Source organism: Polynucleobacter sp. es-EL-1, assembly GCF_018687975.1.
Classification (GTDB): domain Bacteria; phylum Pseudomonadota; class Gammaproteobacteria; order Burkholderiales; family Burkholderiaceae; genus Polynucleobacter.
Window position 1 is genome coordinate 1,826,347 of record NZ_CP061310.1, and the last position, 12,066, is coordinate 1,838,412.

Sequence of the window (12,066 nt, forward strand, 5' to 3'; positions counted from 1 at the left end):
TTTAGTTGTTTATGGCTGCACTAATGGCGGAGAGTCTAGCGGCATCCACTGCACTACGAATATTTTCACCATTGGAGCGCTCTTCTAGCGGAACGCCTTCAATAATTTGAGCCGTGTTGAGCGATTGGGTATTTTGCATTGCCGAAATTAAAGTATCGACATTCAAGCCAATACGCTTTGCCAAATCCAACAAAGCATTTCCACGATCAGGTTTTCGCCAAACATCTGCTCGATTAAACCAAGCTAAGACATCAGCAGCCTGGAAAGTAAAATCAGGACGTCCTTGGGACTGTTCAATTAATCGATTGAGCTCGCTAAATATTTCACAGAAATCACGTACCTCATTTGGCATGCGTATGCATTCAGCCCAAGAACGAATGTCAGCACTAGGCAAATGCATAAGGACAACGGCGCAGCGATTTTCTAAGTGATCGTCAGCGGTTTGCAAATGGGCAATCAAATCCTTGCGGAAATCATCTTGCGCTAAGCTGAGGACCAATGCGCTTGGGAGTAATGGTTTTGCTGCTCCGCAGTCTAGGAGCACTTGAAACATATGCATTGGCTTAGCAGCTGTTAAACCCCTAGCTAGCTCTTGCCAGATTCTTTCGGGAGAGAGTGCTGATAATTCATTAGAGTGAACAATCGCTTGCAAAGCTTGCATCGTCTCTGGTGCCACTATGAAATCGGGAAAACGTGCTGCAAAACGCGCAATGCGTAACAAGCGCAGAGGGTCTTCCGCAAAAGCATCAGACACGTGACGAAATACCTTAGCAGCTAAATCTTGCCGGCCGTTGTAGGGATCCAAAATAGGGCCCACCCATTTACCGTCAGCGCCGACCTCTTGTGCCATGGCATTGATGGTTAGATCCCGTCGCTCTAAATCTTGCTCCAACGTAACGGTCGGGTCAGCATAAAACATAAAGCCTTTGTAGCCCGTGCCTGTTTTACGCTCTGTGCGCGCCAAGGCGTATTCAGCTTGAGTCTCTGGATGCAAGAACACCGGAAAATCTTTTCCGACTGGCCGAAAACCTTGTGCAATCATTTCATCCACACTAGAGCCCACCACGACATAATCAATATCGTGCACCGGCAAACCCATGAGAGTGTCCCGAACAGCCCCTCCTACTGCATAGATCTTCATTGACTTACTTCATGCCCTCTAAAGTACGACGACTAATGCCAAAAACCTGGGTCAAAGCATCCACCCTATTAGATGGCAAGATATTAGGTAACCTCATTGAGGCAATATTGTCGCGAGACATGAGTGTTGGTACAGGCAAAAATTCAAATGCTAGCGCTTGCAAGTAACCCACAAAATCAGGCACAGGAATAATGGCGCACTGAGTATTTGCCTTGCGAGCAGCAAACTCGACAATTTCTCTCATGGTGTAAACCGTAGGACCCACTAAATCATAAGATTCATAAATAGTGCTTGGCATCTTTAATGCCTTGGTAAAAGCAGTCGCTACATCATCGACGCTCACTGGCTGAAACCGAGCATTGGAGTTTGTCAAGGGCATTGCTGAAAATAACTTTGTTAACTTAGCAAATAAATTAATGAATTGGTCTTGCTCACCAAAAATCACTGAAGGTCTAAAAATGGTCCAAGCTAAATTACTGGCTTTCACGGCCTGCTCACCATCCCCTTTACTGCGTTGATACATAGAAGGACCATGAGCATCAGCGCCCAAGGCGCTCATGTGTAAGTATCTTTTAAGGCCATGCATTTGCATAGCAGTAATAATATTCTTTGGAAGATCGACGTGCGCCGCTTTGAAAGCCTTACCATATGGAGAGGCTGGCTTATCGTGCAACACTCCTACCAAATTGATCACTGCGCCATTAGATTTAATTCGTGAGCATAACTCTTGCAACGCATCAAATTCATGAATATCAGCATCTTCTAAATGCACTTTTGGCAACATACGTAACTCACGAGCAGCTGCTAGATGCCGAGTTGGCAACAACACAGAATAACCCTCTGCTTGGAGCTGAGCGGCCAAAACACGGCCTACAAAACCGTTACCACCAATGAGCAAAATGTCATATTTCATAAGACTCCAATATTTAGAAATACTATGGCAATTCAGATGAATTTGCCGCTTTAGGTGCAATTACTCCTAGGCGTTGCTTTAATGACTGCGTTTGGCCATGCATCACCGATGAATAATAAGTAGCATTAGCCAATACATTTTTTACATAAGTGCGCGTCTCATTAAATGGGATGGTCTCGGCAAAAATAGCGCCCTCCGTTGGGCTACTCAGCTTTGCACGCCAAGACTTCGAGCGAGATGGTCCAGCGTTATAAGCTGCTGAAGCGAGCACCCAAGAACCATCAAGATCCATCAACACCATATTCAAGTAATTGCTACCCAAAGTTAAATTGGTATTGGTATCACTCAATTGATCATTGGTATATGAATTCATGCCAATTTTCTTGGCTACATACTTAGCAGTCTTTGGCATCACCTGCATCAAACCCGAGGCACCTACCGAAGAAGAGGCGTTCATAATAAATCGCGACTCTTGGCGTATTAATCCATATGCCCAAGCTAGATTCAAATCAATTTGTTTTGCGATCGGAGAAAGTTCATCCCGAAAAGGCGTTGGATAACGCAAACTAAAGTCATGCTCTTGTTTTGTTCGATCGGCAGTATTTACCACGCGGTCATATAGACCAATACGCTTCGCATACTCAGCAGCGGCCAACAACTGCTTATCACTCATGCCGCGCAATTCCCAATTCCAATCACGATTGCCCTCAAAACGTAAATTCATGGCATAAAACCGCTCACCACGAATAAAGCCTTGGCGACTAGCCATCAGTTCAATCTCCTCATCGCTTACTTTAGTTTTTGGAGGCGCATGATTCGGTCTTCCCAAATCTTCACGAGCAAGCTGCCCATAAAAGTTGTATTGATCAGCAATAAATTCAAGATGCTCCCTGGCTTTGTCATCATCACCCTCAGCTTTTAGTGCACGCGCATACCAATACGTCCAAGCAGGATCTTTTCTACGCACTACTGGATGCATTCCTTCAATAGCATTCTTGACTAAGCTCCAGTCCTTAGCGCGCAAACCTGCGCGTACCTTCCACTCCTGGCCTTCAGTAGATAAAAGCTCGTTATATCCAAGCTCCTGCTGTAACCGATAAGCTTCATCAGCATTAGGATCTAGTTTCTTGGCCAAAAACTGTCCGATGACACCCCAAGCTACTGCTTGATTTTCCTTGCTATAACGTGAAGCGTTTTGAGAAAAATCTCTATAGGCTTTTGCTGGATCTGACCTGGCGGACTTCACAATATCGGCAATGGGATCTTCGCCGCCAATACGACGTGACACAGTTTCAAAGCCCATCTCACCGGCAGCGCGACCGAGCGCTTTAGCTTCATTTGGCGTCATACCGCCAGCAGCCACCAATGCGGGAACCAATTCCTGACAAGCCTGACCAAAATATCGAGGGTCTAACATCACTGCACGCGCATCTATAGCTAGTTTCGTGGGATTTACCCCTTGCTCTAACTGAGATTGAAGCGCATAACACTTCACCTGAGTGTCATCATCCAAAACAAATTTAGGGTACTCTGCATCAAATCTTGCCCAGTCTTTGCGCTTACCTAATACCAGTAACCAATCGTTACGCATACGATCAGCCAAAGCAGTGCCTTGATACTGATTTAGAAATTTGATTACCTGAGAATCTGCATTTGTATCAGCACGAGCTATTCCAGCGCTATCAAATAGTTGCGGCTTAATACGAAAATACGCTACGTAGTCATCATAGGGATAGTTGGTTAAATTAGCGGCCAGGGTTTGTGCGCGAGCCACATCATTTCTTTTGGCAGCTTCTCGCAATTCAATAAAAGTTCGATCGCCCTCAGTAATTTCAAAAGCAGACATCCTGCCTTGCGTAGGTTGACCAGTTTTTTTAGATTTTTCTGCAGCAAAACTTGGCGCAGCAATGCACAGTGCGAGAAACAATATTCCCGCTACAGTTTTTTGCCGCCCGCACAATGCATCAACCTTCTTTTTCACCGTTTTATCCTATGGATTTACTATATCCTCCAATTTTCGCCTGATAATGGCTGATATGCACGGCAATTCTCCAAAAACTCTACGGCAAGACTTGCTAGCCCAAAGAAAACAATTTGCGGCTAGCTCGACATATTCGGCCAGCAAAAACGCTGTCTTGACTGGGTTAGAGCATTTTCTTGCGGAGCATCGAGACCGGGTGAGCTCTATAGCCTTATATTGCCCCATTCAGGATGAAATTGACTTGCGGCCCACGCTCCTAAGGTGGTCTAAAGAAGAATCCATCAGAGTTCTTTCCCTGCCCTTTGCTCGGCAAGACAAGCATCTGGATTTTTATCTTTGGGAACAGGGCGACCTTTTGATCCCCAGCAAGCATGGGGTACCTGAACCAGAGCCCAACAACCCCCGTAGACCTCAAATCACTCCGGACTGTATTTTGATTCCCTGCGTAGGCTGGTCAGAATCCAGCGTGGGTAATAAAACGCATTATTGGCGACTGGGGTATGGGGGAGGCTACTTTGACCGCACCTTGGCTCAGTTGCGTAAGGCTAAACCAAACCTACTGTGCGTAGGTATTGGCTTTGATTGGCAAAAATTAGATGATGCTCAATGGCAGGCTCAAACTCATGATGAGCCCCTGGATGCCATGCTGACTGAGTCAGGCTTATTGATTACTTATTGAGACTGAGATTGTCTGCTATCGCTAAAACAGCATCTGCTTGATTGAGCGAATAGAAATGTAATCCTGGAGCACCAGCAGTTAAGAGCTGATCGCAAAGATCGGTCACTACCTCTTCACCAAATGCACGAATCGAAGCAGTGTCATCGCCATAAGACTGCAAACGCAAACGAATCCAACGTGGGATCTCTGCGCCACAAGCATCGGAAAAACGTAGTAGCTGAGTGCTATTGGTAATTGGCATAATCCCAGCAATCACCGGCTGAGTAACACCCAAGTCATAGGCCTCATCAACAAAGCGGAAGTAAGCATCGCTGTTGTAAAAATACTGAGTGACTGCCGAATTGGCTCCAGCTTTCATCTTCTGCACAAAGAAATCCACATCAGTGGCGGGTGATTTAGCCTGAGGATGCGTTTCTGGATAGGCAGCTACATCAATATGAAACCAGTCGCCTGTTTCGGTGCGGATAAATTCAACCAATTCATTAGCGTGATGAAACTCACCATACTGGCCCATACCAGAGGGTAAGTCACCACGTAAAGCCACAATCCGTTTAACACCTAAAGCTTGATATTGCTTCAACATTTCGCGCACGCTTTCACGTGAGCTACCAACACAAGATAAATGGGGAGCAACCGCTGCACCTGCAGCATGAATATCGCTCACCACTTTCAATGTGCCAGATTGAGTAGAACCACCGGCACCAAAAGTCACGGAATAAAAAGCAGGCTTGAGCGTTTCACTAAAACGCTCGCGCACTACATGCAGCTTACTCTCACCCTCAGGTGTTTTTGGAGGGAAGAATTCAACGCTTAATTCCATGGTTTTGGGCCTGTATCTCTATTTCTCTATTGAACAATATCTAGCAATGTGCAGATTAATAACGGTAGTGGTCAGCCTTGTATGGACCTTCCTTCGTTACGCCAATGTAAGACGCTTGCTGATCAGAAAGCACTGTCAACTCTGCATTGAGTGTCTTGAGCTGCAAACGCGCAACCTTCTCATCCAAATGCTTTGGCAAGGTGTAAACACCGACCGGATATTTATCTGTGCCAACAGCATTCCACAATTCGATCTGTGCAATTACTTGGTTCGCAAATGAAGAGCTCATAACATATGATGGGTGACCTGTACCGCAACCAAGGTTAACCAAACGGCCTTTAGCCAAGATGATGATGCGCTTCTCAGGATTGCCATTGGCTGCTGGGAAAATCACATGATCTACTTGTGGCTTGATTTCTTCCCACTTGTATTTTTCAATACCAGCAACATCAATCTCATTATCAAAGTGACCGATGTTACAAACGATGGCTTGATTCTTCATCTTCACCATGTGGTCATGTGTAATCACATGGTAGTTACCAGTTGCGGAAACAAAGATATCTGCTTTATCAGCAGCGTAATCCATTGTTACTACACGGTAGCCTTCCATGGCCGCCTGCAATGCACAGATTGGATCGACTTCAGTCACCCAAACTTGAGCAGACAAAGCACGTAGAGCTTGAGCTGAACCTTTACCCACATCGCCGTAACCACAAACCACGGCAACCTTACCGGCAACCATGACGTCAGTAGCACGCTTGATCGCATCAACCAAGGATTCGCGGCAACCATAGAGGTTATCGAACTTACTCTTAGTAACAGAATCGTTCACGTTAATTGCAGGGAACTTTAAGTCACCTTTGGCAAACATCTGATACAAACGGTGTACGCCTGTTGTCGTTTCTTCAGTTACGCCTTTTACTTTTTCTAGGCGTGTGGAATACCAAGTTGGATCTTGAGCTAATTTATTTTTAATGGCAGCAAATAAAATAGTTTCTTCTTCGCTAGTTGGATGATTTAAGCAAGCCTGATCTTTTTCAGCGCGTGCACCAAGATGTAATAGCAAAGTAGCATCACCACCGTCATCCAAGATCATATTGGTATAGCCACCATCTGCCCACTCAAAAATACGATGAGTGAAGTCCCAATATTGCTCAAGCGTTTCACCTTTGATCGCAAAAACAGGCGTGCCATTTGCAGCGATTGCAGCAGCAGCATGGTCTTGTGTAGAGAAAATATTGCAAGATGCCCACTGCACTTCAGCGCCGAGAGCTTCTAAAGTCTCGATCAAAACTGCAGTTTGAATAGTCATGTGCAAGGAGCCAGTGATACGGGCACCACGCAAAGGTTGTTGTGCTGCAAACTCATCGCGGATAGCGATCAAGCCAGGCATCTCAGTTTCAGCAATAGCGATTTCTTTACGGCCAAAGTCAGCTAAAGAAATATCAGCAATCGCGCAACGGGTTGCTACAAAGTTGTTTAAATCGGAAACGGTACTCATGAATGCTCCAGCTAAATACGATCCAATGCTGGAGTAAGAACTCGCTAGCCATTGAATCATGGGTTAGCGAGCGCGGTTGCAATTAGCAAATTCCGTTTAAGAACTCACTCCCTTCAAGCCTGGGGAAGTGCTGGGTCTCAGCAATCCTTGCAACGCTCCTTGAAGGTATGGCGAAATTGTAATCAATTTCGCCATATTTCGCCTCAATACAGCTACATACTGCAAATTTACTACCTAGAAAGCAGCTTATAGACCTGCTGCTGCACGCAATGCAGGCGCCTTGTCGCACTGCTCCCAAGCAAATTCTGGCTCCTCACGACCAAAGTGGCCATAAGCAGCGGTCTTGCGATAGATCGGGCGTAAGAGGTTCAACATCTTGACGATACCTTTTGGGCGCAAGTCAAAGTGTTCAGATACCAATTGAGCGATCTTTTCATCAGCAATCTTGCCAGTACCAAAGGTGCTCACCATCACTGAGGTTGGTTTAGCCACACCAATTGCATAAGAGATTTGGATCAAGCACTTACTTGCTAAACCAGCAGCAACGATATTTTTTGCTACATAACGACCAGCATACGCTGCAGAACGGTCCACCTTAGATGGATCCTTCCCAGAGAACGCGCCACCACCGTGAGGAGCTGCACCGCCGTAAGTATCCACAATGATTTTGCGACCAGTCAGACCACAATCGCCTTGCGGGCCGCCAATAACAAATCGACCTGTTGGGTTTACCAAGAAATTAATTGCGCCTTTAATCAAATGCTTCGGCAACACTGGTTTGATGATTTCTTCGATCACTGCTTCACGCAATTTCTCGAGAGAGATTTCTTCATCATGTTGAGTGGAAAGAACCACGGTATCGATAGAGTCAGGCTTGCCATCCACATAGCGCAAGGTCACTTGAGACTTTGCATCAGGACGCAACCAGTTCAAACGGCCATCACGGCGTAGTTGAGACTGACGCTCTACCAAGCGGTGTGACAAATGAATTGGCAAAGGCATCAGCTCTGCAGTTTCGTCACAAGCGTAACCAAACATCAAGCCTTGGTCACCAGCGCCTTGATCTAAACCGTCGTCATGCGCCTTATCTACGCCCTGAGCGATATCGGGGCTTTGCTTGTCATAAGCAACTAACACGGCACAACCTTTGTAATCAATACCGTAGTCAGTGTTGTCGTAACCAATTTCACGCAAAGTGTTGCGAGCCACTTGGATGTAATCCACATTGGCGTTCGTTGTGATCTCTCCAGCCAAAACTACCAAGCCGGTATTGCACAAAGTCTCCGCAGCAACGCGTGCAGTTGGATCCTGAGCCAGGATTGAATCCAGGATGGCATCAGAGATTTGGTCTGCTACTTTATCGGGGTGACCTTCAGAAACCGATTCTGAGGTAAAGAAGTAATCATTTGCCATTGCATATTCCTTTAAAAATTAACACGATCTATGGGACAACTCGACGTGCCAGGAACCACAACGGCGACGCTTTAGCAGAATTTTTGAATCGCCCTGCAAGTTGTCTTAACTCAGCGATGGGTGAATTCTATCCGAAAATCGACTTATTCATCAAGCAGCATAGGAAATTTGGCCCTAGCGCTGGCATTGAATATCATTAGAGGGTGCGCAAACTCCTTCTCAAGCTAACCCTCGCTGCAATTGCAGTGTTGCCCTTATTCCTAGTTCAGGTCATTGGCGGCATTTTGGGAATTCTGGCCTATGTGGGGTCCAAGCAATATCGCTCGCTTTTTCGTCCTCAATACGAGGCCGTTGTGAAAAGCCATCATTTACCTCTGCAAATCTGGCATGCGGCGGCGGCATCAGGGCAACTCTTCTCAGACAGCCTGTGGATTTGGCGAAATCCCAAAAAAGCCCTTTCCCTTGTTGAAGTGCAAGACTGGGATGTCGTTGAGGCTGCAATCAATGAGGGTCATGGCTTAGTCATGCTGACTCCGCACCTCGGTGGTTTTGAAATCATTCCCAGGGTATTAGCACAGCATTTTCCAGCAACCATCCTCTATCGCCCATCCCGCCAAGAGTGGCTAAATGAAGTAGTTGAAGAAGGTCGCGCGTACCCCAATATGCATTTCGTACCCACCAATCTAAATGGCGTACGTCAAATGACGCGAGCACTCACTCGTGGCGAAGCTATCGGCATTCTTCCAGATCAGGTACCTAGCGGCGGTGAAGGCGTTTGGGTACCCTTTTTTGGGCGCCCTGCCTACACAACTCCGCTACCCGCAAGACTAGCTAATCGCAACAACACACCAGTAGTCATGTTTACTGCCAAACGCAAAGATCTTGGCAAAGGCTGGCTCATGCAGGCTAAGAGACTAGAGCGGCTTTCTGAAGACTCGACACTTGCAGCTGCTGAACTGAACACTGCTATTGAGAATGCGATCCTAGTCGCACCCAATCAATTTATCTGGGCATATAACCGCTACAAACATCCTAGCGGAGCAGAACTGCCACCAAGTAATTAGTTAATAAATTTATAATTTATTCAACATGACCTGGTTACAAAACGTTTTTAATTTTCTGGCGCTGAACTTACTTCGCCTTTTTGCATTTTTGCCATACACCCTCACCATTTACATTGGCTACGGGCTGGGCTGGCTAGCCGCCCATATTCCCAATGAACGAGCCAAGGTTGTGAAAACGAACTTGCGTTTGTGCTTCCCTAATCTGAGTGCAGATGAAATTGATTCACTTGCACTAGAGCACTGGAAACTATTTGGGCGTAGCGTGATTGAAAGAAGCCGAATCTGGCTTGGAAGCGGAAAACAGATTACTGACATTGTCACCATCAACTCTGCAATCACTTTAGGCGATAGCAAGCCACGACTCTTAATTAATCCTCATTTTGTAGGGCTTGAAGGCGGCTTCATGGCGCTGTCTGTTTTAGCAAGTCAGCATGACTGGCCACGTGGTGCAGGGCTCTATCAAAATATGAAGAATCCCTTCTTCAATCAAAAGATGATTGAATGGCGCAATCGTTTTGGGGGTAAATCGATTGAGAGGCAAAGTCGCTTACGTGATTTGATTCGCGAAATTCAAACAGGTAACTTTATTTTTATTGCACCAGATATTGATCTCGGCCCCCGTGACTCTATTTTTGTTCCCTTTTTTGGAATCCAAACTAATACGATCACTTCAGTCTCACGCCTTGCTAGGCTCAGTGGCGCAGAAGTTTGCCTCATGACCACCACATTAAATCCCGATCGCATGGGATATACGTGCAATATCAGCCCACCATTACCCAATTTTCCAACAGATGACGTTGAGGAAGATACTGCACGCCTGAATAAATATATCGAAGACCTTGTTCGTGAAAGGCCCGCAGAGTACTATTGGGTACATAAACGCTTTAAGCATCGGCCAGCTGGCGAGCCTAGTCTTTATAACTAATTGGAAATCTTTTGAGCACGAATTTAAACAAGTCTGCGCGCACTTTACGCTTCACCAAAATGCATGGTGCGGGCAATGATTTCATTGTGCTCAATGGAATTAATCAAGACCTTAGTGAGATTACTCGTGAGCAATGGCAAAAACTAGCTCATCGTCAATTTGGTATTGGCGCAGACCAAATTCTCTTAGTGGAAAAAGCTACTCGTCCTGATGCAGATTTTCGTTATCGCATTTTTAATGCCGACGGTGGAGAAGTTGAACAGTGTGGCAATGGCTCACGCTGCTTTGTGCGCTTTGTGCTTGACCAAGGTTTATCCAATCAAAATCCTTTGCGGGTTGAGGTTGCACATACAGTGCTTACACTCAAATCTCATGAAGATGGGCAAGTTGAGGTCGATATGGGTGCCCCTATTTTTGAGCACAAGCAGATTCCTTTTGACGCTGAAGGTTTGGCGACTAAGCAAGAGTTTCATGAAATGCTCTACGCATTACCGATTGCAACGCCTGCTCCACACGATAGCTGGATTGGCGTCTTATCGATGGGCAATCCCCATGCCGTTCAAGTAGTCGGTGATGTAGATAGCGCTCCCGTCTTAGAAGAAGGCCCTTCTGTCGAAAATCATTCTGCTTTCCCCAAAAGGGTCAACGCAGGCTATATGCAAATCATCAATCGCAATGAAGTCAAACTGCGCGTCTACGAGCGTGGCGCCGGCGAAACGCTTGCCTGTGGCACGGGCGCCTGTGCTGCGGTAGTTTCGGGAATTCGCCGTGGCTTACTAGATTCACCAGTGAAGGTCCATACCCGCGGTGGCGATTTGCAAATTGCTTGGGGCGGGATGATTAATGAAGTTGCCCAACCAGTCATCATGACTGGCCCTGCAGTAACAGTGTTTGAAGGCGAAACTAGTATCTAAAGAATTTTTCTGTTGTCTTCAGAGCAATACAACCCCCTTAGATCAAACCCCGTACTTTGCGCGATATGCTTTAACAGCAGGCAGATAATTTGTTAACCCAGTATCGCTTGATGCCGTTAAGAAACTCATCACATCAGCTAAGTTAGCGATCGCCACTACCGGCAATCCGAACTCTTGCTCAACTGCCTGTACTGCTGACTTATCACCAATCTCTGTTGCAGTTCCTGATTTTTCCATGCGGTCTAAAGCAATTAACACCGCTGCTGGCTCAGCACCTGCTTCACGAATGAGTTTCACGGACTCTCTCACCGAGGTTCCTGCAGAGATAACATCATCAATGATGACTACTTTGCCCTTTACTGGAGCGCCTACCAAAGAGCCCCCCTCGCCATGATCTTTAGCTTCTTTGCGGTTATAGGCATATGGCACGTTACGACCAGCATCAGCAAGCGCAATTGCGGTTGCAGCAGCCAAGGTAATCCCTTTATAAGCAGGGCCATAAAGCATGTCATATTCAATGCCAGACTCTTGTAAGGCTTTGGCGTAATAACGACCTAAAGCACTTAAACGCGCTCCATCATTAAATCCACCCGCATTAAAGAAATAAGGCGATAGACGTCCCGCTTTAGTTTTAAACTCCCCAAACGACAAAACATTTGCCTCTAAGGCAAAACGAATAAAGTTATCTTGATTAGAATTTTTTGAGCTCATAGGC

At 46.1% G+C, this 12,066-nt stretch carries 11 protein-coding genes and 1 riboswitch; of the genes, 4 read left to right on the top strand and 7 right to left on the bottom strand.

The genetic code is table 11. The annotated features are described in order from the left end of the window. Nucleotide 1: 1 nt before the first annotated feature. Genes FD974_RS09330 through FD974_RS09340 form a run of 3 tightly spaced genes read right to left on the bottom strand, consistent with a single transcriptional unit; the run spans nt 2 to nt 3,984 of the window. The gene (locus tag FD974_RS09330; protein WP_215364487.1) at nt 2-1,141 is read right to left on the bottom strand and encodes a polynucleotide adenylyltransferase; all 1,140 of its coding nucleotides are present in this window, start codon (nt 1,139-1,141) and stop codon (nt 2-4) included. A gap of 4 nt (nt 1,142-1,145) precedes the next feature. Then, the gene (locus tag FD974_RS09335; protein ID WP_215364491.1) at nt 1,146-2,054 is read right to left on the bottom strand and encodes a complex I NDUFA9 subunit family protein; all 909 of its coding nucleotides are present in this window, start codon (nt 2,052-2,054) and stop codon (nt 1,146-1,148) included. Between the two features lie 22 nt (nt 2,055-2,076). Further along, nucleotides 2,077-3,984 carry a transglycosylase SLT domain-containing protein gene (locus tag FD974_RS09340; RefSeq protein WP_371817140.1) on the bottom strand — a complete coding sequence of 636 codons (1,908 nt, stop codon included), beginning with the start codon at nt 3,982-3,984 and terminating at the stop codon, nt 2,077-2,079. Nucleotides 3,985-4,081: 97 nt separating this feature from the next. On the opposite strand from FD974_RS09340, the gene FD974_RS09345 reads away from it, so the two are divergent. Continuing rightward, nucleotides 4,082-4,714 (top strand): 5-formyltetrahydrofolate cyclo-ligase, encoded by a 633-nt coding sequence (locus FD974_RS09345; RefSeq protein WP_215364495.1) that lies wholly within the window; start codon nt 4,082-4,084, stop codon nt 4,712-4,714. Here the strand turns inward: FD974_RS09345 and metF are convergent. The 3 genes from metF to metK form a co-directional block, all read right to left on the bottom strand. Further along, on the bottom strand, nt 4,704-5,534 hold the full coding sequence (metF, locus tag FD974_RS09350) for a methylenetetrahydrofolate reductase [NAD(P)H] (RefSeq protein WP_215364498.1): 831 nt from the start codon (nt 5,532-5,534) through the stop codon (nt 4,704-4,706). The genes FD974_RS09345 and metF overlap by 11 nt on opposite strands. 55 nt (nt 5,535-5,589) lie before the next feature. Then, entirely contained in the window at nt 5,590-7,035 is a 1,446-nt protein-coding gene (ahcY, locus tag FD974_RS09355; protein WP_215364501.1) for an adenosylhomocysteinase, read from the bottom strand. Between the two features lie 61 nt (nt 7,036-7,096). After that, nucleotides 7,097-7,202, bottom strand: a riboswitch (S-adenosyl-L-homocysteine riboswitch). Between the two features lie 79 nt (nt 7,203-7,281). Beyond that, nucleotides 7,282-8,448, bottom strand: a complete 1,167-nt coding sequence (metK, locus tag FD974_RS09360; protein WP_215364504.1) for a methionine adenosyltransferase — start codon at nt 8,446-8,448, stop codon at nt 7,282-7,284. 203 nt (nt 8,449-8,651) lie between these two features. Between metK and FD974_RS09365 the strand changes: the two genes are divergently transcribed. The 3 genes from FD974_RS09365 to dapF are packed head-to-tail and all read left to right on the top strand — an operon-like array spanning nt 8,652 to nt 11,351. Then, the gene (locus FD974_RS09365) at nt 8,652-9,512 is read left to right on the top strand and encodes a lysophospholipid acyltransferase family protein (RefSeq protein WP_215364506.1); all 861 of its coding nucleotides are present in this window, start codon (nt 8,652-8,654) and stop codon (nt 9,510-9,512) included. Between the two features lie 25 nt (nt 9,513-9,537). After that, a complete protein-coding gene (locus FD974_RS09370; RefSeq protein ID WP_215364509.1) occupies nt 9,538-10,437 on the top strand; it encodes a lipid A biosynthesis acyltransferase in 900 nt (299 codons plus the stop codon). 59 nt (nt 10,438-10,496) lie between these two features. Then, the gene (gene dapF, locus FD974_RS09375) at nt 10,497-11,351 is read left to right on the top strand and encodes a diaminopimelate epimerase (RefSeq protein ID WP_215366870.1); all 855 of its coding nucleotides are present in this window, start codon (nt 10,497-10,499) and stop codon (nt 11,349-11,351) included. Between the two features lie 42 nt (nt 11,352-11,393). Here dapF and pyrE read toward each other — a convergent pair whose 3' ends face one another. Then, complete coding sequence (gene pyrE, locus FD974_RS09380) at nt 11,394-12,062, bottom strand: orotate phosphoribosyltransferase (RefSeq protein ID WP_215364511.1); 669 nt, start codon at nt 12,060-12,062, stop codon at nt 11,394-11,396. Nucleotides 12,063-12,066 lie beyond the last annotated feature (4 nt).

Coding starts and splice junctions, on each gene's coding strand:
- FD974_RS09330 (WP_215364487.1), bottom strand. CDS start 1,141: ATGAAGATCTATGCAGTAGGAGGGGCTGTTCGGGACACTCTCATGGGT.
- FD974_RS09335 (WP_215364491.1), bottom strand. CDS start 2,054: ATGAAATATGACATTTTGCTCATTGGTGGTAACGGTTTTGTAGGCCGT.
- FD974_RS09345 (WP_215364495.1), top strand. CDS start 4,082: ATGGCTGATATGCACGGCAATTCTCCAAAAACTCTACGGCAAGACTTG.
- metF (WP_215364498.1), bottom strand. CDS start 5,534: ATGGAATTAAGCGTTGAATTCTTCCCTCCAAAAACACCTGAGGGTGAG.
- ahcY (WP_215364501.1), bottom strand. CDS start 7,035: ATGAGTACCGTTTCCGATTTAAACAACTTTGTAGCAACCCGTTGCGCG.
- metK (WP_215364504.1), bottom strand. CDS start 8,448: ATGGCAAATGATTACTTCTTTACCTCAGAATCGGTTTCTGAAGGTCAC.
- FD974_RS09370 (WP_215364509.1), top strand. CDS start 9,538: ATGACCTGGTTACAAAACGTTTTTAATTTTCTGGCGCTGAACTTACTT.
- dapF (WP_215366870.1), top strand. CDS start 10,497: ATGCATGGTGCGGGCAATGATTTCATTGTGCTCAATGGAATTAATCAA.
- pyrE (WP_215364511.1), bottom strand. CDS start 12,062: ATGAGCTCAAAAAATTCTAATCAAGATAACTTTATTCGTTTTGCCTTA.